Source organism: Pedobacter gandavensis (assembly GCF_014172405.1).
GTDB lineage: Bacteria > Bacteroidota > Bacteroidia > Sphingobacteriales > Sphingobacteriaceae > Pedobacter > Pedobacter gandavensis.
Genome location: NZ_WNXC01000004.1, coordinates 245257 through 270342, shown reverse-complemented (window position 1 = coordinate 270342; position 25086 = coordinate 245257). Strand labels below are relative to the sequence as shown.

Genomic DNA, 25086 nt, shown 5'->3' with positions numbered 1-25086 from the left:
TTTTTATAGGAATGCTCTTGTATTTCAAGATTGCAGACCATTATAATATTATTGATCATCCGAATGAGCGTAGTTCTCATTCGGAGATTACCATTCGCGGAGGAGGAATCATCTATCTTTTGGCGGCATTGATAACACTGATCATGCACACGGAATTCTGGATGCCAATTCTGGGCTTATTTATTATTGGCATCATTAGTTTTGCGGATGATCGGATTACCTTATCTGGGAGAGTTCGAGTTGTTTTCCACCTGGCCGCTGTGACCTTGCTTTTTCTTTTTTTAGGTGTTTTTCAGATTTTTCCCATCTGGATGAGTATCATCCTCTATATTCTGGTCATAGGAATCATCAATGCCTATAATTTCATGGATGGGATTAATGGAATTACAGGTGCTTATAGCATTGTTGTACTAGGGGGATTACAATATGTAAACTATGAGGTTGTTAATTTTATCCAGCCTGATCTGATCTGGTTGCCAATTTTGGCCTCTTTAGTTTTTTTGTTTTTCAATTTCAGAAAGAAAGCCAAGTGTTTTGCAGGAGATGTAGGGAGTGTAACGGTCGCTTTTTGGATCATATTTCTATTATTGAAATTGATACTGTTGACTGATAACTATGTTTATGTCTTGTTTTTAGCAGTCTATGGCGTAGATACTGTATTGACAATTATACATCGTTTAAAATTAAAGCAAAATATCTTCGATGCACATCGGCTGCATTTTTATCAGATTTTAGCCAATGAGCAAAAATGGCCCCATTTAATAGTCTCTTCAGTGTATGCATTATTACAATTGGGCATTATTGTTGCGGTAATCTACTGGCCATGGAGTTTTTTATCTGTTTTTTTGATAACAACAATTCCTTTGGTATTGATCTATTGCTTGATTAAACCGCGAATAATAGTAGTGACTGAAATGTAATTTATACCTAAGATTAAGTATTACTTTATGGTTTATTTTTTATTAAATTTGGCAAGATGTACTAACTAAGCTCTATGTTCACTAAACTTGAAATTGTATCCCGTTGGATTATCTTTACCATTGATATTTGCCTAAGTCTCCTGGCTTTATTGTTTGCTGTTATTTTACAACACAACTTTATCATTGATAAAATTAATTTTATTGGGTTCTACAAATCAGTCTTATTGGTTATAGCTGTGAATACGTTGGTATTCTATAGCGTGAAAACTTTTGCTGGTATTGTTAGGTATACTTCTGCGCAAGACTCCTTCCGAATTTTGTTTTCTGTGATTCTGAGCTCCTTAGTGATTTTCTTTACGAATGCAGTAATCATTGTTGGGACAGGTTCTTCTGTCGTGAGCAATGTCGCTATAGTCATTTATACTTTGTTTAGCTTCTTGATGTTGATTACCTATAGAATTATTGTGAAATATTTCTTTATGTACCTTAAGAATGCGAAACTGGACAAAATTAGAGTGATCATTTATGGTGCAGGGGAAGCTGGTGTAGCCACTAAGAGAACTTTTGATCATGATGCGAAAGTAAACAAGACCATCATTGCTTTTGTAGATGATGATTTAAGAAAAGTAGGTAAAACTATTGATGGTGTTAAGATCCTGGATGCCTCTCAGCTGGAGCATTTAGTGGTAAAACACGAAGTTGATGAAATTATCTTTGCTTCTTACACGATCCCACCCGATAGGAAAAATCAAGTAGTGGATGTCTGCTTAGAACACAACGTGAAAATATTGAATATTCCTTCGCCTGATGTATGGGCCAGAGGGCAGGTGACCACGGCTCAGATCCAAAATTTAAACATCGAAGATTTATTAAATAGGAAAACTATTGAAATTGATATTGAAGGAATTCAAAATCAGTTAAAAGACAAAAGAATTTTAATTACTGGTGCTGCTGGATCTATAGGAAGTGAAATCGTCAGACAATTATTGAAGTTTGAGACTGGCTTAATTATTCTTTGCGATCAAAGTGAGACGGCATTACATAATATCTATTTAGAATTAGAGGAAACACATGCCAGTACCAATTTTCATGCTTTTATTGGAGATGTAAAGGATGAGAAAAGAATGGAGTTTCTTTTTGAGACCTATAAGCCACACTATGTGTACCATGCTGCAGCTTACAAACATGTTCCTTTAATGGAGGACAATCCAGCAGAAGCCATCAAGACAAATGTAATGGGGACCAAAATGATTGCTGATAAATCAGTGAAGCATGGTGTTCAGAAGTTTGTGATGATTTCGACGGATAAAGCGGTAAATCCTACCAATGTAATGGGGGCTTCCAAAAGAATTGCAGAGATTTATGTACAATCCTTGAATAATTCCCTGCACCATACCAATCATATTTTTAGCAATGGCTTAAGTTATATCAACGAGCTAAATACAAAACCAATTACTAAATTCATCACCACACGTTTTGGAAATGTTTTAGGCTCCAATGGATCTGTAATTCCCCGTTTTAAACAACAAATTGAAAAGGGTGGTCCTGTTACGGTAACTCATCCTGAAATTACGCGTTATTTTATGACCATTCCTGAGGCTTGCCGATTGGTGCTCGAAGCAGGTTGTATGGGTAAAGGTGGAGAAATCTTTGTTTTTGACATGGGCAAATCGGTGAAGATCGTGGAACTGGCTAAAAAGATGATTCGTTTGGCAGGTTTAATACCAAATGAAGACATTCAAATTGCTTATTCAGGCTTAAGACCAGGAGAGAAGTTGTTTGAGGAACTACTGAACGATAATGAAAATACAATGCCTACTCACCATGAAAAAATCATGATTGGTAAGGTTAGAGAATATGACTTTAATGAAGTACAATTACAATTGGTGAAATTGGCTGGTTATGCAATAACTGACCATACCACTAAAGTGGTACAACAGATGAAAGTAATGGTTCCAGAATTTAAAAGTAAAAATTCCATCTTTGAAGAGTTGGATGTGGCGCGCCAGGAAGCTCCTGGGATACCACAGAACTAGATCACCCTACATGAATTTTAAACTCAAACACTTCTCCTGGATAGGAGCCCTTCTTGTTGGTAGCTTTAGCGCTAAGGCACAGACGCCAAATGTCAATATCCCATATTCTTATCAATTTTATCAGAAATTAAACAAATCTGTTTACGATGTGAATAATCGTTCGCATTCGTCTATCAAAGGGTATTATGCAGATGATTCCTTGCTGGTTCAGCGTTATGATGAATTGATGAAGATGGGCACGGATTCTTTAAACCGCCGTTCTTGGGTAAGAAGAAAAGTCACAGAGGAGCATTTATTGAATTTTAAAGGTGAAGATTACGAAGTATATGCAGATTTTCTTCCTGATTTCCAGATTGGAAGGGAATTTAATGAGGGGAAAACCACCTGGAATAATACCAGAGGTTTTCAAGTAGGTGGAAAAGTAGGAAAGGAGTTTTCTTTCTATACCAATGTTTATGAAAATCAAGCGGTTTTTGCGAATTACTTGACAGACTTTATCAATACCAATAAAGTAGTACCAAGTCAAATGTCTGGGAAATTGGACGGCACAACTAAAGACTGGTCCTATGCAACGGCTCTATTGTCTTATACCCCAAATAAACATTTGAATCTTGCTGTAGGTTACGATAAGAACTTTATTGGAGATGGATATCGCTCCATGTTACTTTCTGATGTCGCTGCAAACTACTCTTTTGTAAGGTTGCGCGCGAGTTTAGGTAATGTGCAGTACCAGACTATTTTTGGCTATATGTTGGATCCTGGTGCAGAAAAGCTGACTACAGATAGACGTTTAGGGGATCGTGGAAAATGGGCAGCGATGCATTATATAGATTGGAATGCAACAAAGCGTTTCTCGATTGGGTTTTTTCAGGCAGTAACCTGGGCAGATGCGGAACCGGAAGGTAAAAGAGGTTTTGACTTTAATTACATCCATCCTTTTATTTTCCTTCGTTCTGTGGAGGGTGCAAATACGACTTCGCCGGATAAGATGCGTCTAGGAATTAATACAAAATATGAAATCCTGGATAAAACAACGGTTTACGGTCAGTTTATGATTGACGAGTTTACCGCCAAGGAGTTTTTTGGTAACAAAGGCTATTGGGCAAACAAGTGGGCATTACAAATTGGCTTCAGGGGTTCTGATTTATTCAAGGTTGAAGGTCTTAACTACCTTGCTGAGTTTAACACAGCCAGACCTTATACTTACGCCCACTTTGACAGGGTATCCAATTATGCGGCAATGAATCAGCCTTTGGCACATCCAATGGGTGCAAATTTCAGAGAAGTACTGGGGCTGATGAACTATACGTATAAACGACTTGATTTCCAGGGACAGTTGATGTATGCCAGATATGGTTTGGATCCGGACGGATTGAACTATGGGAAGGATATTTTTAAGCCGTATGACACACGCGTAGCTAATTATGGTAACTACATCGGGCAGGGAATCAAAACAAACCTGTACTACGCCGAAGGGCGTGTAGCCTACCTTTTAAATCCAAAGTATAACCTTCGTTTAGAAGTAGGTGGGGTTTACAGAAAAGAAAGCAATAATCTGGGTACTAAAAACACGGGCTTAATCACATTCGGGTTAAGAAGCACATTCAGAAACTTATATCAGGATATGTAATCCTACAGAAAAATAATCATGGAAACGGCCAGCATTCAAAACGCTGGCCGTTTTTCGTATCCCTAGATTTTCCTCCAGCTGGTAATCGTGTATTTTGATTTATTTTGTTGGCTGCTATTTATCTCTTTATGAGTTATTTAATGATGTGAGGCTAATCTCTATTTTGAAATTACATAGCCACAACTTTGAAATTACATAGCTTTCATTTTGAAATTACATAGACTCTACTTTGAAATTGCATAGAATTTATTTGAAATAACCGCTTTTAACATACCGATGAAAATTTGATTTCTTCTCCTGCTCCCAATCCCAATCATTTTTGAAATTTCTCTTTTTTTATAGAGAATAAACCCTACTTTTGCGTTTAATTAGATTTCTTCTAAATAGTTAATTATGGTTAACTCGTTACTTTTCAATTGATAACAGGGATGCGGGTTGGTGATTGGAACAGGAGTGGCGGAATTAATGTTAAAATTTACAATGAACAGAATATTTATCATCTTTTCTTTTCTTTTGATCTTCGTGGTCGGCTCTGCATTTTATGCGGAAGATGAACAAGATACGCTTAGAGCACAATACAGTAAGCCAGTTAGCCAATGGCCAAAACCGACGATTGATAGCGGCGTAAACTGGACGGAAATGAGCTCCCTGCCTGCAATTGACAGTAATTATTTTGCCAAGATGGAAGAGCCAAAAGTGAAGTTGGGACAAATCCTATTCTTCGATCCTTTGCTTTCCGGCTCCAATCAGATTTCTTGTAGCAGCTGTCACGATCCGGAAATTTCCTGGTCTGATAAACGTGCAGTAGCATTGGGTAATGATCATTTACAAGGGAATAGAAATACACCTTCACTGCTCAATGTAGCGGAACGTAAAACCTTGTTCTGGGATGGTAGAGCAGCAACATTGGAAAGCCAGGTAGACGGTCCGATTACTGCACACCATGAGATGAACATGAAACCTCAGGCTTTACCTAAAAAATTAGGAAAAATTAAAGGCTATAGGGAATTGTTCAAGAAAGCTTATGGACAAGAAAAGATCACTTATCCACAAATTGTGGAATCTATTGGTGAATTTGAAAGAACCATCACAAGTAGAAGAAGTCGCTTTGACCGGTTCCTGGATGGAGAAACAAAAGTTTTAGACGATCAGGAACTCCATGGATTACACCTTTTCCGCACCAAAGCAAGGTGTATGAATTGTCACAATGGAAAATACCTGACGGATGAAGATTTTCACAACATCGGACTTACCTATTACAAACGTAAGTATCAGGATTTAGGAAAACACCTGATCACTGGTAAACCGGAAGATGTAGGGAGATTTAGAACACCATCGCTTAGAGATGTGATGCACACTGGCCCATGGATGCACAATGGGATGTTCGATAACATTACCGGGGTAGTCAATATTTACAATAGCGGTATGCACATGATCGATCCAACAGAAGCGCAAGCCAAGGCTGATCCACTATTTCCGAAAACAGACCCCTTGTTAAAACCTTTGAAATTAACAACTGGGGAGATCAAGGCAGTCGTTGCTTTTATGAATGCAATTACAGCGACACAATACCACATGAGAAGACCAGAATTGCCAAGATAATTTAAAAAATCTGAGGCTCTTCCTCAAAAATATCAGCAGTTATCCTCCAGGATTTCTCGCAATCTGTCTGGTAGACAGTCTCTTTACATACCCAGGTCCGGAGCTTTTCTGAGCTCCGGAATCCCGGGATTTCTCCTTAGGATTTCTTGAAAATATCGCAGCAAAACAGGCCTTTAGGTGGGATTTTGCGTACTTTTGCGGTCTTTTTAACTTATGCCGATGATAGACAGTGCCAGGATTCTTGAAGTACTCAATAGCTCCGCAAGTGTGAATTTGCTGAAGTTGAGGAACAGGGATATTGTGATAGAATTTCTTATCCATACTTTTATAAATGAGGGAACTACCATTTCCTCCGATCATGTCCATGCTTTGTTGGCTGATTTCCTGGAACTTAAACAGGTAGATAATGATGAAGAGTATGAAATTGAAAGCTTTGACTCTTACGAGGTCAAGGCCAGGAAATATGTAAGGAAGTGGACAGATAGCGGTTTTCTAACCAATTATCAGGATGATCAGGGAGAGATATTCTATGAGATCTCCGTGCATTCCAGTAAAACCATAGATTGGTTAATGAGCCTGCAGAAGAAAGAATTTGTAGGTACAGAATCCAGGTTTAAAGACATTTTCAACCAATTGAAAGAATTGGTGGAATTTACCAATGGAGATCGCGACAATCGTTTGGCCATTTTAGAGGAGAAGCGACTGGAAATCGAACACCAGATCGAACAACTGAAAGCGGGGAAAAAGGTCAAGGTTTACCAGGATTATGAGGTCATTCCACGATACAACCAATTGAACCAAGGAGCAAAAGAACTATTGTCGGACTTTAAAGAGGTAGAAGATAACTTTAAAGAGATCACCAGAAAGATTTATCAAAAACATGCGGAAGGTAGCTTAACCAAGGATCATATCCTGGAATTTACTTTTGATGCCTTGGATCAGATTAAAGACAGTCAGCAGGGTAAAAGTTTTTATGCCTTCTGGTCGTTCTTGTTAGACCCGGTATTACAGGAAGAATGGACCACATTGAGCAATACTTTATTCGAAAGATTAGACGAACGCGGGATTGTTGTGGGTGACTTCTTCTTGAAAGGGATGAAAAAGTACCTGCATGCCTCGGGTCAGAAGGTATATAAAGCAAATGATAAGATGGCCGAGAAACTAGGTCGTATCATCAGAGAATCTGAAGGCTCTAAAGTACAGGTGACACACAACGTGATCCAGGAGATCAAAACAATGTTGATCGAAGTAGGAAAGCAGGAAAATCGTCCGGATATCGGATTGGTACTGGAAGCCAACCTGGAAATTTATCCGTTTTTTGAACAGCGCCTGATGCTGGAGCAACCAGAAGAATTACTCTATAAAGTAAGGCCTAAGCTTGCCGATAAGGACATTCTTAGCTCGCGTCATCTTGGCAAGTTATTCGGTCAGACAAAGATCGATAAAGAAGTGCTGCGGAAAAAAATCAGAACGGTATTGTCAGGGAGAGCCCGCGTTTCCCTGTTCGAAATTATTGAAGCAGATGGTGGAATTGCAGATGGCCTTCCAGAGCTGTTTGGCTATCTATCCGTCGCCAAAGAATTTAAGCATACCATCAACCCAGAAAACACACAGCGTATTTTATTTGATGCCCAGGGGCAGAAATCGATAAACGTACCTGAAGTAATCCTATTGAAGAATGAGTAATTTTGAAGATAAAATAAAGCCTTATTCCAAGGCAATCATCAGGCTGTTGAAAGGCCCGGTGTACTCCCAGTCGAGCGTTTGGGATGATATTATTCATTACCAGCGAGAGATTCAACACTATTTAAATGTGATTGGTCTGGAGCTGATCTTGAAAAAAGAAGAAGGCCTGGCTTTCTTTAAGCAATTTGAAAACAATGAAGGCAATACGATGGGACTCATCTCCCGCCGCCAGATTGGCTTCGAAACTTCTATTGTCTTGGTGATCTTACGCCAGATGCTAGAAGATTTTGATAACAACCCAACCTTAATTGATGGAAATGATAAGTTTATCAGCCATAAAGAGATTCGTGAAGAAATTGAATTGTTCCTGCCAGAAAAATATAACCGCGTGAAATTCTTGAAAGAACTGGACAGCTATATCCGCAAAATTGTGGAGCTGGGTTATTTGAAAGAGCTACAAGAAACCGATGCAGAACCTGTTTATCGGATTCAACGCATCATCAAGGAGAAGGTTACCCTGGATGTTTTAAAAGATTTTAAACTGAAACTGGAGGAATATGTATAGTTTATTTAGCACAAGTTCCGATAAAGCAGGATACCGACTGCAATACATGGAAGTGTACAATTGGGGAACATTTGATGGGGAGATTTTTAAGATTTCTCCTAAAGGAAACAATTCCCTGTTAACAGGTGCAAATGCCTCTGGTAAAAGTACGTTTATTGACGCTTTGCTCACTTTATTGGTTCCGGTAAAAGGGGATCGTTTCTATAACCAGAGTTCTGGAGTAGAGAAAAAAGGAGATAGAACGGAAGAGACCTATGTATATGGCCATTATGGCAATATTCAAAATGAAGGGGAATTAAAAGCAACCACCCAAAAACTGAGAGACCATACCGCTTATTCGGTGTTGTTGGCCTCATTTGAAAATACAGAAGGACAGGTGATCACCCTGTTTCAGGTGCGCTGGTTTAGCAATGGGGAGCTGAAAAGGAGCTTCGGTATTGCCCATGTGCCCTTGGAAATTGAAAAAGACTTTGGCCAGTTTGATGGTAAAGGGATTTGGAAAAGACGCCTGGAGAAAATATACAACTACGCAGTTTCTAAAAAACGCGTCGAGTTTTTAGATGGTCCAACTAAGTATGCGGAAAGATTAGCCCATTTATTTGGAATGCGCTCTGTAAACGCATTGAGCTTGTTCAATCAGGTAGTCGGCGTAAAGGTCCTGGAAGATCTGGATGAATTTATACGCATGAACATGCTGGAATATCAGGATGCAGAAGCAGAATTTATTCAGCTGAAAGAGAGTTTTATCACGTTGATGGATGCGAAAACAAACATCGAGAAGGCGAAAGAACAAATTTCACAGCTGACGCCAATCAATGACCTGGCGACACAGCTTTCCGAGATTGAAAATAAGCTGGAGGTTTTACAAAAAGATAAAGATACTGCTGTATTCTGGTTCGCCGGAAAAGGAGTGGAGCTGATCAGTGCCAAGCTGGAAAAAAACAAGGAAACACTGCTTCAGTTGAAAACTGATCTGATCTTGCTAAAGGAAAAGGATGAGGCCGCGAGGAAACAGGAAAGAGCGCTTTCCATGTCCATTGAAAATGAAGAAGTCTGGAAACAGATTGAAAAGATTGAAGAAGAGATCAAGCAGGCGGAGAAATTACGAAATCACCGTCAGCATAAGTTAGAAAGCTATAACCGTTTGGTGGCAGCACTGGACCTTCCTCAAAATCCAGATGCTCATGTATTTGCGGATTCCAGAGCTTTGACGCAAGAAAAGCGTGCCGAGGGCGATGTGCAGCGGGAACTGGAAGAAGAAAAGAAGAGACAGATCAAAAATGAGATGGACCGCCTGCAGGAAGAAGTGGACAACTTGTTGGCAGTAGTGGGTTCTCTTCAGAAAAATAAAAATAACATCTCCGGAAGAGAAGCCGACATCAGGGAGGATATTCTGAACCATGTAGGCGCAACAAAGGATGAATTGCCATTTATCGGGGAGCTGATTCGCGTTAGAGAAGAAGATCTGGAATGGGAGCCGGCCATAGAGAAAGTCTTGCACAATTTCGCATTAAGGCTGATTGTTCCGGAGAAATATTACAATGAGGTGAATGCTTATGTGAACCGGACCAATCTGAAAGGACGGATTACTTATCAGCGATACAAAGGTTTTACCTCGATGGGAACCCTGAGAAGGAAATCGTATGATGGGGATTTGTTGGTGAACAAGCTGGAGTTTAAAGAAGGTAGCAGCTATTCTGAATGGCTCGAGGATGCAATTGCCGGACAATACAATTACAGCTGCGCGGAAAGTCTGGAAGAATTTAACCGCTATGAAGAAAAAGCGCTCACGAAAGAAGGGCTGATCAATGCGGTAAAAGGAAAGCATGAAAAAGACGACCGTCCACACATCGCCAGAAGAGAGAATTTTGTACTTGGTTGGGACAATAAAGATAAAATCACGCTTTTAAAGAATGAGCTGAACGCTTTTCAGGAACAACAAAAGGAAAATAAATCACAACTGGAATTCATCAACCAATCGATTAAAAAGATCGATGAGCTGAAAGAAAAATTCTATCAGTTGTATTCCGATTATTCGGTATTTGAAGACTTGAACTGGGCGGTTTATGCGCAGGAAATTGAAGAAAAGAAGACCATAAAGGAAAGTCTGGAGAAGACCAACGATAAGGTAAGGGAGCTACAGAAGCAGCTGGAAGTTGTGAAAGGTCAGTTAGATTCGATTGATAAAGAAAAAGAGCGTAGCGTGAAGCTGAAGCACGATACGGAATGGATGAAGCAAAGTTTGGAGAAAGAACTGGCCTTAAACAAGGATACACTAGCCTTATTTGATGGTCATGTATTGGACGTTGCCGAATTTGAAGCGACGCATGAACATTTATTGAACATTCAGCATGTCAACTTTAAGTCCACACAAGATACCTTCCGGGAGCAGAATATGAACCTTGGGAATGACCTGCGTGCGGATAAACATAAAAAGGAAAATGCCGCCAGGATTAAGATCAATAACTTTAAACAACCCAATGAACAGCTGGTTCAGAAGTTTAAAGATTGGCGTTCTGATGTGAACGGTTTGCCGGATTCTACGAATCTGGAATTCATTAGCGAGTATCAAAAGCGCTTACAACAGCTCAAAGAAGACAATCTGCCTAAATATGAGCAGAAGTTTGAAGCCTACCTGCAAGAAACAATCATCAATAAGATTGGCGATTTTAGGATGTTCTTTGAAAACTGGTCGGAATCCATCAAGGAAAACGTGAAAGTATTGAACGAAGCGCTATTTGAAATCGATTTCAAGAGTACACCGAAAACCTATATTCAACTGGTAGCCCCGGATCGGATTTATGAAGATGTGAAAACTTTTAGAACGCTATTGAATAATGCGATCCCTAACGGGCAGGAAGGCGAGGACCTGATTGAAGGAAAGAAACGTCATTTCGACCTGCACATTGAGCCATTAATTGAGAAGCTCGAGAAAGAGGAGTGGCGCAAAAAAGTGATGGACGTACGTTCCTGGTACAGTTATAAAGCGGAAGAGTTTTATAAGGAAAGCGGTCAGAAGTATAAGACCTATGAAAATATGGGTCAGCTATCCGGTGGAGAAAAGGCGCAGTTGACCTATACGATTTTAGGTTCTGCAATTGCTTACCAGTTCGGTCTGACTAAAGAAGGGTTGCAAAACAATTCCTTCCGTTTTATCGCCATTGATGAAGCATTTAAAGCTCAGGATGAGGATAAAGCACGTTATCTGATTACTTTATGTAGACAGCTGCATTTACAATTACTCGTGGTAACTCCAAGTGATAACATCCATATCGTGGAAAATGACATCTCTTTTGTTCACTTCGTGGAACGTAAAGACGAAAGACATTCCTGGTTGTATGATATGCCAATAGAACAGTTTAAAGCTGAAAGAGCACACTTTGTGAAAGACTAAAACTAATATTTAGATTATCCGATTAGCTTTTGTCACGTTTCTTGTGATATTTAGCGTATATTTGCATCAACAGTACACGCCACGCTACCCTTAAGAACAGCGTACCAGGGCGTGTCTTTTGCTTTTATAGGGTTTCGTAATCCTAATTAATATCTATTTATGTATAGAAAAAATGCATTAACAATAGATGAGCAAATTCATCAATTAAATCGGAGAGGCTTAATTACGGGAGATGATAGTAGTCATTTTCTTGGCCACATTAGTTACTATCGGCTGGCTGGTTATTGGTGGCCAATGCAAAAGGATCCAAAAGAAGATCATATTTTTAAGGAAAACAGTAAATTTTCAGATGTCATTGCCCTCTATAATTTTGATCGAGAATTGCGGATAGTTATTTTCGATGCAATTGAAAAGATAGAGATAAGTTTGAGAACGAAGCTGATCTATCATTTGTCTCACGAGTTTGGGCCGTGGTGGTTTCAGAGGTTGGAAATTTATCAGAATGTTACAGAGGCTGAAAAAACATTATTGGTGATTCAGAAAGAGTTAAAAAGATCGAAAGATCTTTTTATTAGAGAACATATTAAAAAACATAGTGATGATCACAGACTTCCTCCCTCTTGGAAAACGCTGGAATTGACGAGTTTTGGTACGCTTTCAAAGATTTATGGAAACCTAAAGAGTAACGTGAAATCAAAAGACATAATAGCTAAAGAGCTTGGAATAGTGAATCATACCTTTCTCCCAAGCTGGCTTCAGTCAATTACTCAAATTAGAAACTATTGTGCTCACCATAGCCGACTGTGGAATAAGAAGTTGCCTGGTAGGCCTAAACTTCTTCCAAATCCACCATACTCATGGAAAATGATGTACCCATAGAAAAAGAACGACACATGCTTTATATCCATCTTTGCTGTATTAAGTATTTATTGAATGTCGTACAACCACAAAATCATCTAACAATTCAACTTGTTACTTTACTAGAGAAGTATCCGAATGTAGATCCTAATGCATTAGGAATGAAGGTTTACTGGATGAAAGAACCGCTCTGGATTTTTCCGTAAATTATGCCTAAACATTAATCAAGAGATCTAATGCCTGCAAATTTAATCTTGAAAATGAAATGATTTTAAGGGAAATAAAGAGCCTCCTATCGGGATCGAACCAATGACCTACTGATTACAAGTCAGTTGCTCTACCAGCTGAGCTAAGGAGGCTTTTATTGTGGGTCAAGAGTAAATAAATGCCCTTGATTTCCTGGTGAGGCCACAAAAGTAGGGTTTTCTTTCGTTCTGTCAAATTATTTTTGAAATAATTTCAAGGTTTGGAAAGGTGCCCTTGGGTGTTTTTATTTAACTGGTTAAAAATCAGTATTTTTAATTTCCAGCCTTTCTGAGATAAAATTGCTTGAGCAATGAAAAATCAGAGAAAAAAGCTTGAATTTATGGAAGCTGATAGGTGGCCATAACCGGAAGGTGGTCTGAAGCGTCAATATTTGGAAATACCTGATGTGAAATCACCTTCATGCGGCTCCCTTTTTTCAGCAGGATGAAATCAATTTCTTCTTTAGGATCATCCTGAGGAATGGTAGGCGCACAGTTTTCAGTGCAGCTGCGGGTAAAATGTTCTTCCAATAGCTTCATTGCAGGAGTTGTTGAAGTTAGGTTTAAATCTCCGGCAAGGATAACATCGCCCTTTTTACTACCTAGAATGCGGTTGATCTCATTTACTTGCAACATCCGGTGTTCATTATTTAAATCCAGGTGTGTACAGGCAAAGTTCAAAGATTTTCCATTGGCCAGGCTCACCTGAACTACGGCCAGACTTCGGGCTTCGGCCTCTAATCCTGCTTTGGAAGGTAATGGGTAGCGATTGCTCTCCTTGATGGGGTATTTGGAAAGTATGCCTACACCATATTCGCCACCCTCAAAATCTATCCCTTTGGAAAAGAAATAATACATTCCGGTAAGCTCGGCCAGTTTTTTCAATTGATCAACCTGTCCGGTTCTTTTAGTCAGCTTATCAATTTCCTGTAAAGCCACCAGGTCAGGAGTATGCTGTTGAATGACTGCTGCAATGCCGGGAAGGTCAATTACTCCCGGACGTTCCGGTGGGTTACCATGATGAATGTTGTACGTCATCACCTTAAGGGTTTTTGAGTTGGACTGTGCAATCGCTGCGTTGTTGAGTAGACTACAGAAGAGTAAGATCGCGCCAAAGGCGGAGAAAAAATGGGAAATTCTTTTTTGCATGTGGTTCTTTTTTTTGTGGTTATAATGAAATCGGTGTTGGCATATTAAATCAAACGTTTGCGCAGTCGATCCCTATAATTAACAAGGAATCTCTACTATATTCGGTCTAAGTTATTTATTAAAACGATATGGAAAGAAGGAAATTTTTAGCTGCGGTATCACTGGTAGGAATGGCTGGGACGTTACAGCCAAGCGAACTTTTGGCAATAGATAAACAAATATTATCTACCGGGAATAAGCCTAAAAATGACCGTGAATATTGGTGGAAGCTATTGTATAAAATCGCCAGTCCAGTAACGGAGAATCTAGCCAATGGCACTTTAAAGCAGAATATGCTGGTAGAGAAGTCACCTACGTTTGATAATCGTTCTATCCATGTCACTTATCTGGAAGCGGTGGGTCGGACTTTTGCCGGCATTGCCCCATGGCTTTCCCTGCCTGATGACGCGACAGAAGAGGGTGCCTATAGAAAAAAGATGAGAAATGACGTGTTGCAAGGGTTGACGCGCTGTTTTGATCCTTCCAGTCCGGATCAGTTGAATTTTAAAACAGACCATCAGCCCATTGTTGATGCCGCATATTTAGCCCAGACCTTTATACGAGCGCCAAAAGCACTTTGGGAGCCATTGGATGCCCAAACCAAAGGAAGAATCATTTCCGCTTTCAAATCTCTAAGAAACCGGAAGCCTTTTCAAAGCAACTGGCTTTTATTTGGTTCCATTACGGAAGCGTTTTTGTTGTCTGTAGGAGAAGAACCTGATACAGAAAGATTAAATAATGGACCTAAAAAACTAAACGAATGGTATAAAGGTGATGGTTGTTACGGTGATGGACCAAACTTTGCTTTTGATTATTACAACTCTTTTGTGATCCACCCAATGATGGTGGATACGATGAAGATCATGATGGATAAAGGGCTGGTCACTGAAAAAGAATATGAACTGGCCTTGTCGAGGATGGTCAGGTATGCCGTTGGACAAGAACGGATGATTTCTCCGGAAGGTACATTCCCGCCAATCGGACGGTCTATTACCTACCGTACCGGTGCTTTTCAGGCCTTGAGCCAGGTGGCATTGCTGGGCAAACTTCCGGAGACCATCAAACCTGAACAGGTACGGGCTGCGCTAACGCAGGTGAAGAAAAATATGTATGATAGGCCTGGAACATTTGATAAAAATGGCTGGTTGCTGTTGGGTTTCGTTGGGCATGATCCGGATATCGCCGATTATTATACCTCTACCGGCAGTTTGTATATGGCTACCCTTTCTTTTCTACCCCTTGGTTTGCCTGCCGACAACCAATTTTGGTCGGCACCAAAAGCAGATTGGACCGCGAAAAAAGCCTGGAGCAGTCAGAAATTCCCTAAAGATTATCATGTAGATTATTAATCAGCAGTACTTTTCATGATTAAATTCTGATATTTAGAATTCCCAAATGAAAAGCTTATGTTCAAGAGAGTTGTCTGCTGCTTATCGTTAATGTTTTATTTGTGTTTTGCTAATCGCAACCAAATATTTGCGCAAACGAAGGGTAAAGATGGCGGCCGACCGAAGATAGGATTGGCATTGAGTGGAGGTGGTGCAAAAGGAATGGCGCATATTGGTCTGTTGAGGCTGATTGATTCGCTGGGTATCAAAGTCGATTACATTTCCGGAACCAGTGCCGGAGGAATTTTTGGCGGTTTATATGCGATAGGTTATCATCCCGATACCCTTAAAAAAATAGCGTTAGGGATCAATTGGCGCCGGGTATTGAGCAATAAAGTACCCCTAAGGCAAATCAATATCGAGGAGAAAGACGAGTATGATAACTATATGATCGAGTTTCCGGTCTTGGGTGGTAGACCCAGGTTACCGAGTGCCATGATCGAAGGGCAGTATATGTCGGAAGTGCTCAATACCTTAACTTATTCTGCCAAACACATTAACGATTTTAATAAACTCCCAATTCCCATTACGATTACCTCTTCGGATATTGTGAACGGAGGATTGGTCTTACAACATAAGGGTTCTTTGCCCTTAGCAATTAGGGCTACATTGGCTATTCCGGCGGCCTTTGCACCGGTATGGATTGATGGACATTTATTGGTGGATGGCGGTTTAGATCGTAATTTCCCGGTACAGGAAGTGAAAGATATGGGTGCCGATATTGTAATTGGCGGTTATACAGGCTTCCGCCTGTTCACGGAGAAAGAGATTGAAAACCCGATGAAACTCATCTATCAGACCCATGCATTCCGGTCAGTGGAAGATGCTAAAAAGCAGGAAGCCCTGGCAGATGTAGTGGTAGATTTTACACAGGCCCTCAGCGATTTTTCTGCTGCAGATTTTTACAGGAATAAGCGGATCATCGAAATCGGCGAGCAGGAAGCCCGGAAATACCTGCCTCAACTCATAAAAATTGCTGAGGATCAGAAGAAATATAAGTTAGATAGCTTCTCCAGGGAAGTTAAAGACCCCAATTTACCCGTTACAGAAATCGTATATCAGAACGATAAAGGCCAGCCTTTAGACCTACCGGTGATGGAACAATTTGCCAATTCGCGCCTCGGATTGAAAACGGGCCGGCCAATTGGCCTAAAGAAATTAAATGAAGGGGTGGAAGACCTTTTCGGAACCCAGTTTTTTGATAAGGTGTATTACACTTTTGAAAACAATGCGGATACCGGTTTAACGCTCAATATGAGACTCAAACAGGGGAAACCGGGTGTGTTTAAAGCGGCAGTTCATTATGATACGGAACAAAGTGCAGGCCTGATCATCAATTATACGTACCGGAACATCTTCTTGCGGAAATCCAGACTACTGGCTACTGTGGATCTTTCTGAGCGTTTCAAAGGGCGTTTCGACTACTATAAATTCATCAATAGTGGCAACAGGCTGTGGTTTAAAGCTTCCTTCAACTATCAGGCTTTACAAAACAATTCCATTTTATACCGATTGATTTCTGATGAAAACTATTTCAACAATACGCTAACATCAGAAGTCGCATTGGGCTATAGTCTTGGCCGATCCACTGCGGTCGCTTTGAGCCTAAGCAATGAGAATGAAGCCATTAAAAGGGGGCCAAATCTTTTCAAGCGTTTCTTTGGAGAAGGGAATGATATTCGCACACTTTATCGCCACAGTAATGAGGCTTTAGCACTGTTGTTTAAACAAAACACTTTGGATAATCTGTACTTCCCAAAAAAAGGGAACACCTTAGTTGTTCAGGCGAAATACCTGGTTAACAACAGGATCAGTACCAAGATGCCAGATTCTACGGATACCAGAGGGCTGTTGATTTACGATTTCCTCAACCCACCGCCGGGAGGTTTACCTGGAAATATATTCCGGTTTTTCCTCAGTGAGCACTATGTGGAAAGGTTGAGTAGGCGGATTTCCCTAAGTGCCTCGGCCACCTGGGGCTTTAATTATTCGGATAAATATGGCTTCGATGCAGCCTATATGTATGAAAATGCGAAGTTTTCTATGGGAGGGATTGACCCACGTCAGGACATTGGGCAGAGTAATTTTATAGGGTTGAAAAGAGGGGAGTTCGGTGTAGCGAATGTAACCAGCTTTGGCCTCGCCCTTCAATACAACCTGCGTGGTAATCTATATTTGACACCGCAGGTTAATCTGGCTTGGGAAAATGGTGGACTTAATCCTTTTAAAGTCGCCGTTAATAATGATTACCTTTTTGGCTATGGAGCGAAACTGGGTTATATGTCTTTTATAGGTCCCATCAATTTCTCTATTGCTAAAACCAATGGCTTCGACAGAAATCCATGGCGGATGTACCTCTCTATAGGATTTAAGTTTTAATCTCGATGGTCATTTCTATGGCCTCTAAAGGGAGGTCATCATGGTACTCTAATAAAGCAAGTACGGAATAACGACCTTTTTTAAGGTTCGCTGGCAATTGCAGTGGAATTGTTCTTTTCGCCTCCGGAAAGATTGGGAATTCGGTATTTGGCAGTTTAATTTCTTCGCCACTTTCCATATTGGTCAGCTCCAGGTGGGCAAAGCATTGCAGCATGATGTTTCCTGTATTTTCTATGGTAAAGTTGTAAAGCCCTCTGGTAACCGGGTCTTCGCGGAGCATAAGCGCTTTAGCCGAGTAATCATGAACTCCGGGAGGAATCTGATAAATATGAATTCCGAACCTGAAAATCTCATTGATCACTGCATTTACCTTACCTTTTTTCTTTTTGTTTCCAACTTGCTCTTTTACACTTTGAATGAATAGCATTGCCCATTTCATTTCTTTCATTTGCATGCTGTCTGCTGGCGCAGCAAGGGTGATCCGGATGTCCTTTGCTGTTCGGGGTTCCAACTCCACAAAAACATTCTCCAAGCTGATCCAAGGCGCGCAAGACCGCCTTAGTTTCCCTGCGGGTAGGTATTGGTGGTTGCCAAGGCTATCGCGTAACCAGTCGCCAACCGAAAGTTGGAAAACTTGTTTTTCATCTGAAACATTGGAAATCGTCAGGGTTTGTGTGCTGGTTTCCCCTGCCGCAGTATTAAAGTTCAATTGAGTGGGATTGATATTGACCCTTTGTGCATGGCTGATATCGGTAAAGCTAAATAGGAAAACGATTAAAATAAGCAAGCATCGCATCTGCTTCATAAATGAGAATTTTGTTGGGTTAGAGATTTTGTTGGGCTTCTTGCAATAATAATGCTAAATGCTGCAGGAAAATTGTTCAGCTTATTTTGGGTCGATTTTTGCAATCTGCGGCGATATTCTATTTTGCATATGAGATGGTATTGTCTTTTTATATTTTTTATGGGGCTGGTCTTTTGTAAGGAGGCCTTTGCACAGCCAGCAGATCCAGGTACTTGTCTGGAGAGTGGCAATGCCAATCAAAATAAGCTGGTTATGAATTCTCAAGCGGCCACTTCGTTTACATTGAGTACTTTAAATCAGTTTGAAACTGCACAGGTATATACCAATAATATGGTGCTAAATGTGGTGTCAAGAGGGAGTAAATACCGTCTATATGTGGCAGGAGAAATGGTTTTGCCCAACGGTGTCACGACGCCCTTTCCGCTCAGTAATTTTAAGATTACGCCAAGTATCAGTAGCAGTAATGGTGCTGCTGCCATTACCTTGAGCACGCCTAATCTTTCGGCAGCTTATCAACTCTTAACTCAGCGTACTTCGACCACAAATGCTGCTGGAGATGTGTATAATCTTACCGTTACCTTGTCTAACATGAATACTTATGTACAGGCACCAGGTAATTACACCCTAAAGTTTCACTTCAGATTATGCCATTATTGATATGAAGATTTACAGGCTAATGCTTTTTTTTCTCTTTTTCGCCTGCGCTTTGTCGGCAAAGCTAAAGGCGCAACGTTACCTCAGCACCAGTCGTACCATCAATGTTTATAAAGTGTTGGATGTCTCCTTGGGTAATACCAGCAGTGTTTTTGATTTTTCTGCCCTAACTGATTATGACAATGGGATTTTTAAACTAGGAATGATCACGGCAACAGTAAAGGCAAATGTGCCCTGGAAATTAACGTTAACGGTGTCAAATAATATACTATCGCCACAAATTACGGCCACGCCCATGCCGGCAAGTGTGATTGGCATCAAGGCATCGACTACTGGAACTTATACGAACGTGCAAAACAACACGCCTTTTTCTGTGCAAAATAACCGGGGATTGTATGTCGTTCCATTTGACTTGAGAGCCCTGCCGGCCTTTCAATATCAAACTCAGGAATATATCGGAGATTTTTATTTTACGATTTCTGACCAATAATTTTAATGAAATGTTTCTTTGTAGTTGTGTGTATTTAATTACTCAATATTCTACATTATGGGGAATTCTCGTTTAGTCATTTCCCCATCTATACCTTGCTATATAGGTGAATATACCTGTTTTTGGTGGCATGCCATTTGTCTAGTCCGGATACCATTTATTCATAACAAACTTATTACATGAAAAAAATTTTACTTGCACTAACGGTAATTTGCGCCGGAGCTGTGTCGGCTACTGCTCAGGTAGCAACGGGGACCACCACTACCCGTACACAAAACATGAAGATCATCATTAAAGAGGTATTTGATCTTGCTTTAACACCAGGTACCCTACAAACATTCAGTTTTGACGCTTTGTCGAACTATGATGCCGCAGGTGGCATTGAACTGGCAGCAGTAAACACCATGAACTATAAATCCAACCATTTATGGAAAGTCACTGCAATTGCAAATGCACCGGAATTCGTTTTCGCATCTACAGCAAACAGTAAGGTTGCTGATGCCTCTCCAATGCCAACTTCCGTATTGCAAATTCGTAAAACCGGCGGTACTTACCAGGCTCTACCTGCAAGTACCGGAGCAGCAATTACAGTGGCCTCAGGTAGCCGTGGTTCTGGTAACTTTACGTTGGATTACAAAGCAGTACCTGGATATACTTACCAAACGGGCGAGTATACGATCGGCGTAGTTTATACCATGACCAATCAATAAGAAATTTCTTGACCATCATACAGTTGATGAAGAAAGCCCTGATTAACAGGGCTTTCTTTATTTTCATGGGTTTTCTATGCCCTGGCTTTTTAACAACGGCCAGTGGCCAATCTGTGAATCTTACTTTCCTGAAGGATACGGTAATGCAAAATGGAAATACCTATAGTTTTAATACTGTGGTGTTGAGGAATACCTCTGCCATTACGCGTAAGCTGACTATCGCAGCGGAAGTTCCGGAGGGATGGCAATTGCTTTTCGACAATAGAAGGGTCTTTGAACTGGGGCCAAATCAGACACTGTCCTTACCATTAAGGTTAGCTGCTGCTATACAATCTGCTTCCGGTGTATACCCGATCCAATTATTCCTGCAGGTAGCAGGATATTCAGAAAGGACAACCTATGCGTTTGCCGCTAGCGTTGGTTCCAATTCCAGGTGGAAGGCAACTTTGCTTCGTCCAAATCTGGTTTTGTCAAAGGCAAATAAAGACCAGACTTTCCAGTTATTATTGAGCAATAAAGGCAATGCTACAGAAGAGTTGAATGTACTGGTTAATACTTCATTACCTCTCAAACAGGGAAAAAATACCAAGGTTAGGCTTGAGTCAGGAAAAGATACCCTGCTCAATTATAGCTTTGGCCTGGCCACAAAAATGTTGGATGATTTCAAAAATCAGGAAATAACCCTACAGGTGACCAATCAAAAGAAAGAAAACCAATTGCTGCTTCAAAAGGTTTCCGCATTTGGAACGGTATTCGCCGAAAACCCTTCGGGATGGTACAACTTTCCAATGAGTGTGGAATTTGTAGCGCAAAATTTCACCAACGACCAGAAAAGTTTTTATGTAAATAGTAATGGGAAGCTGGAGCTCGGTAAAGGCCGTGATCTGAGCTTTAATTATAGAACAGATAATTTCAATTCACAGCTGGATGGCTCCTCCAGATACGCTTTTATAAACTACCGCAGTAAACAATGGCTGCTCTCGGTAGGAGATCAATCTGATTTTAGCGAATTCCTCATTGATGGAATGGGCGCACGAATAGCTTACAACAACGGCAGGAATTATCGGGCAGAAGTATTAGGCTTGAATAGTCGCATTGGCGATGCAAAGATATTAAGTGGTACACAAACGTTTAGTTTCGCTGGAAATCAACAATTGGAAAACCAGACGATCGCTAGCTTTGACCGCGAAAATCAGATCAATAGTCTCCTGAATAGGAGTACTTATGAGTTAAACTGGAATAAATATCACCACCTGATGCTTCGTGCAGGTGTAAGTACTGAAGCGTTTTATCGTCCTGAACAACAATTCAGAAGGAATGGGAGCAGTGTAGCTGCAAATTATCAATATTTTAGTCCGTGGATTATAGCCAGGCTCGGCCTTAATCATACAGATGCCAATTACCCCGGTATCAACCGCGGATTACTACAGTCGAATAACGAATTTACCCTTCAATTTAAGCGAATGTCGGTCGGCCTCCTGTTCGATTACAATGAACGACAATTGAATCCTGCATTGGATACCGGAAGGTTCAAACAGTCTCTGCTTGCCGGCAGAATTGCGGAATATGGTTTAAAAACGGGCTGGAAGTTTAATGGAGGGTACCTGACATGGATCAGTTCTATGGTCGATCAGATGCATTCCTCTTCCGATCTGCTCCTCATCAAGTCTTTTAAGCAGAACTTGAACATGGGAATCGAAATCGGAAAAGGGCTTTCTGCCAATTTCTCCGGCAATATTTTGAGAAACTATGTGCCCAAAGATCCGACTGTAAACTCGAAAGCCATAAATTTGGGGAACGCTGAGATTAAATCCGCAAAATATAGCCTCAATGCTTATGGCACAATTAGCACCAGAAACTACGGAGTTTTTGCCCGCTTAGACAATGGACCTTCTTATTATTTCGACTTTATCAATTACCTGAATAATGGGTATTCGACCCGGCGACTACAAATTGCGCCTTATTATGAACGGTCATTTTTGAAGGAGTTGCTACATTTTCGCCTTCAGATGGATTACACGAAGGACAATTCCCTGCCTATCGCGGAGTTTATGGCAAGGGGAGACCTGAGCCTGGACCTGAACAATCAAGGTCTGTCATTTCGTGTGTTTGGCGCTAAAAATGTAAAGACTGTGATGGGCAATAGGTCTGATTACGTGAGTATGAGCATCCGCAAAAGCTTCCATGTCCCATTACTTGGGATCAGGCGCTTTGTAACCATGAAACTGCAGTTGTTTAAAGACATAAACACCAACGGAATTTATGATCTTGGTGATGAGTTGATTCCAGATGCCGCCATTTCCATTGCGTCACAGCAGCTGATGACCAATAAAAAGGGGGAGATTGCTTATAAAAATATTCCGAGGGCTGCTTACACTGTTGATCTTAGTCAGGTCAACACCATAAAAGGTTGGAGACCTGCTCATGGTTTCCGCCAAACTTTTGAGCTTGGTCAGAATGAGACCTTTTACATTCCCTTCCGTCAGAGTCAATACCTTTCCGGGAAATTAAATGTTCAGAAGGACCTGCATTCCAATCAGGTATTCCATCCTGGGAACATCAGGATTATGATCAGTAATTCCAGAGGAGAAAGCTTTAGTACCCTCACTACGGAAAATGGCGAATTCTTTATGAACCTTCCACAGGATACCTATAAAGTGCGGATCAATACAGATCTTTTCGAAGAAAACTTCCGACTTCTGGAAGATACTTTTAATGCAGATCTGCTCCATAAAAACTCCGAGCATGTTGTTTTTGAACTGCGGGAACGCAAACGACAAATCAATATCCGCAAGCAAAATTAAGTCCCTTTCAAGACGGAAATTTACATTCGTTTTATTTTGCTAAAACTATTTATATCTTCGTTTATGGGCTATTGATAAGGATTGTGATTTAGGATCTTTATAGTATATTGCCTTTTTAAAATTGCTTCATTACAACCAAATATTTTTCGAAATGAGAAGAAGATCATTTATTCAAAAAGCAGGGCTCCTTGGAGCAGGACTAATGGCCAGCGATCTGGTATCTTTTGCTGCAGCACCTGCTTCCTCAGGTTCGGCATCGACTTTTCCAACGGTAAGGGTTCCACTTGCTTCACGTCATTTCAGCAGTAAAGCGGTAGAAAGCGCGATTACTGAGTTTTCTGCCAATGTGAAAAACAAAGAAATGGCCTGGTTATTCAATAACTGTTTCCCAAATACTTTAGATACAACTGTCACTTACACGGAAAAAGCGGGTAAACCGGATACCTATGTGATCACTGGTGATATTGATGCCATGTGGCTGCGTGATAGTACGGCACAGGTTTGGCCTTACCTGCCCTTCCTTAAAAAAGATAAACCGCTGAAAAATCTGGTAAATGGGGTCATCAACCACCAGGTGAAATGTATCCTGAAAGATCCTTATGCCAACGCATTTTACAATGATCCTAATAAATTAGGAGAGTGGAAAAATGATGTTACGGATATGAAACCGGGCTTACATGAGCGTAAATGGGAGATTGATTCCTTGTGTTACCCAATTCGTTTAGCCTACCGTTATTGGAAAGAAACCAATGATACGACTCCATTTGATGCCGATTGGCAAGCCTCAGTAAAACTGACCTTAAAGACTTTTAAAGAGCAACAACGTAAAGAAAACGATGGTCCATATTCGTTTCAACGTCATACTTCCTGGGCAACCGATGGTGTTCCGATGATGGGATATGGCTATCCGGTGAAGCCAGTTGGGTTAATTTGTTCTACTTTCCGCCCAAGTGATGATGCCACCGTTTTCTCTTTCCTGGTGCCTTCTAATTTTTTCGCTGTTGTGAGCTTAAAACAAGCTGCTGAAATCTTTAGAGCGATTAAAGCAGATGAACAAACTGCTAAAGACCTGGATGCACTGGCGCTGGAAGTCCAAAATGCACTTCAGAAATATGCCGTATTTAACCATGAAAAATATGGTAAAGTATATGCTTTTGAAGTGAATGGTATGGGCAGTTACAACATGATGGACGATGCAAATATTCCAAGTCTATTGGCATTGCCATATCTTGGGGCAGTTTCTGCTGATGATCCGATCTACCAGAATACCCGCAAAATGATCCATTCATTGGATGATAATCCATTCTTCTTTAAAGGGACTGCTGCGGAAGGAATCGGAGGCCCACACATCGGAAAAGACATGATCTGGCCAATGAGTATCATTGCAAGAGGCCTGACCAGTTCCGACGAAAAAGAGATTAAATACTGTTTGGAAATGTTGCAGAAATGCCATGGAGATACCGGATTCATGCATGAATCCTTCCATAAGAATGATCCTAAGAAATTTACCAGAGCTTGGTTTGCCTGGACAAACACCATATTCGGAGAATTCCTTTGGAAAACGTATAAAGAAAGGCCGCATTTGTTGGCTTAAAAGAAATACGATCTTAAAAAAGCTTAATTTCCAAAAAGCAGGCCTTCAGAATTTAATTTCTGGTTGCCTGCTTTTTTTTTGCAATAATTTTGAAATAGATCATCTTTTTGAATCATTTTGACATATCTATTGTTTGTT

General features: G+C 40.6%; 17 protein-coding genes and 1 tRNA gene. 15 read left to right on the top strand and 3 right to left on the bottom strand.

The features are described 5' to 3' along the window. Positions 1–11 precede the first annotated feature (11 nt). The 8 genes from GM920_RS13370 to GM920_RS13335 all read left to right on the top strand — a co-directional run bounded on the left by GM920_RS13370 (position 12) and on the right by GM920_RS13335 (position 12712). Positions 12–920, top strand: a complete 909-nt coding sequence (locus GM920_RS13370) for an MraY family glycosyltransferase (RefSeq protein WP_235964529.1) — start codon at positions 12–14, stop codon at positions 918–920. Positions 921–994: 74 nt separating this feature from the next. After that, positions 995–2956, top strand: coding sequence for a polysaccharide biosynthesis protein (locus tag GM920_RS13365; RefSeq protein WP_182958102.1), 1962 nt, complete (start codon positions 995–997; stop codon positions 2954–2956). Positions 2957–2966: 10 nt separating this feature from the next. Then, on the top strand, positions 2967–4586 hold the full coding sequence (locus GM920_RS13360) for a gliding motility protein RemB (protein WP_182958100.1): 1620 nt from the start codon (positions 2967–2969) through the stop codon (positions 4584–4586). 480 nt (positions 4587–5066) lie between these two features. After that, positions 5067–6188, top strand: a complete 1122-nt coding sequence (locus GM920_RS13355; RefSeq protein WP_182958098.1) for a cytochrome-c peroxidase — start codon at positions 5067–5069, stop codon at positions 6186–6188. A 219-nt stretch (positions 6189–6407) separates the two neighbouring features. Then, positions 6408–7874: a DUF3375 domain-containing protein gene (locus GM920_RS13350; RefSeq protein ID WP_235964523.1), complete on the top strand. Its 1467-nt coding sequence runs from the start codon at positions 6408–6410 to the stop codon at positions 7872–7874. Next, positions 7867–8439: a DUF4194 domain-containing protein gene (locus GM920_RS13345; protein ID WP_182958097.1), complete on the top strand. Its 573-nt coding sequence runs from the start codon at positions 7867–7869 to the stop codon at positions 8437–8439. The genes GM920_RS13350 and GM920_RS13345 overlap by 8 nt, the downstream gene beginning before the upstream one ends. Beyond that, entirely contained in the window at positions 8432–11833 is a 3402-nt protein-coding gene (locus GM920_RS13340) for an ATP-binding protein (protein WP_182958095.1), read from the top strand. The genes GM920_RS13345 and GM920_RS13340 overlap by 8 nt, the downstream gene beginning before the upstream one ends. Positions 11834–11992: 159 nt before the next feature. Further along, complete coding sequence (locus tag GM920_RS13335) at positions 11993–12712, top strand: Abi family protein (RefSeq protein ID WP_202986107.1); 720 nt, start codon at positions 11993–11995, stop codon at positions 12710–12712. A 265-nt stretch (positions 12713–12977) separates the two neighbouring features. Here the strand turns inward: GM920_RS13335 and GM920_RS13330 are convergent. Both GM920_RS13330 and GM920_RS13325 read right to left on the bottom strand, forming a co-directional pair. Continuing rightward, positions 12978–13050: transfer RNA gene (locus GM920_RS13330), tRNA-Thr, on the bottom strand. 225 nt (positions 13051–13275) lie between these two features. Beyond that, the gene (locus GM920_RS13325; RefSeq protein WP_182958093.1) at positions 13276–14085 is read right to left on the bottom strand and encodes an endonuclease/exonuclease/phosphatase family protein; all 810 of its coding nucleotides are present in this window, start codon (positions 14083–14085) and stop codon (positions 13276–13278) included. A 128-nt stretch (positions 14086–14213) separates the two neighbouring features. Here GM920_RS13325 and GM920_RS13320 point away from each other — a divergent pair, with 128 nt between their 5' ends. Both GM920_RS13320 and GM920_RS13315 read left to right on the top strand, forming a co-directional pair. Then, a complete protein-coding gene (locus GM920_RS13320; protein ID WP_182958090.1) occupies positions 14214–15473 on the top strand; it encodes a DUF2264 domain-containing protein in 1260 nt (419 codons plus the stop codon). A gap of 57 nt (positions 15474–15530) precedes the next feature. Further along, a complete protein-coding gene (locus GM920_RS13315; RefSeq protein ID WP_182958087.1) occupies positions 15531–17891 on the top strand; it encodes a patatin-like phospholipase family protein in 2361 nt (786 codons plus the stop codon). On the opposite strand, the gene GM920_RS13310 is transcribed toward GM920_RS13315, so the two are convergent. Continuing rightward, positions 17881–18696, bottom strand: a complete 816-nt coding sequence (locus GM920_RS13310; protein ID WP_182958085.1) for a fimbrial biogenesis chaperone — start codon at positions 18694–18696, stop codon at positions 17881–17883. The two genes, GM920_RS13315 and GM920_RS13310, sit on opposite strands and share 11 nt — an antisense overlap. Positions 18697–18855: 159 nt before the next feature. Here GM920_RS13310 and GM920_RS13305 point away from each other — a divergent pair, with 159 nt between their 5' ends. The 5 genes from GM920_RS13305 (at position 18856) to GM920_RS13285 (ending at position 24948) form a co-directional block, all read left to right on the top strand. Beyond that, positions 18856–19353 (top strand): hypothetical protein, encoded by a 498-nt coding sequence (locus GM920_RS13305; RefSeq protein ID WP_182958082.1) that lies wholly within the window; start codon positions 18856–18858, stop codon positions 19351–19353. Between the two features lie 19 nt (positions 19354–19372). After that, positions 19373–19840, top strand: coding sequence for a hypothetical protein (locus tag GM920_RS13300; protein WP_235964522.1), 468 nt, complete (start codon positions 19373–19375; stop codon positions 19838–19840). Between the two features lie 179 nt (positions 19841–20019). Continuing rightward, positions 20020–20550, top strand: coding sequence for a hypothetical protein (locus GM920_RS13295; protein ID WP_182958077.1), 531 nt, complete (start codon positions 20020–20022; stop codon positions 20548–20550). 8 nt (positions 20551–20558) lie between these two features. Then, complete coding sequence (locus GM920_RS13290; protein ID WP_182958074.1) at positions 20559–23354, top strand: hypothetical protein; 2796 nt, start codon at positions 20559–20561, stop codon at positions 23352–23354. 151 nt (positions 23355–23505) lie between these two features. Next, positions 23506–24948, top strand: coding sequence for a glycoside hydrolase family 125 protein (locus GM920_RS13285; RefSeq protein ID WP_182958071.1), 1443 nt, complete (start codon positions 23506–23508; stop codon positions 24946–24948). Positions 24949–25086: the final 138 nt, after the last annotated feature.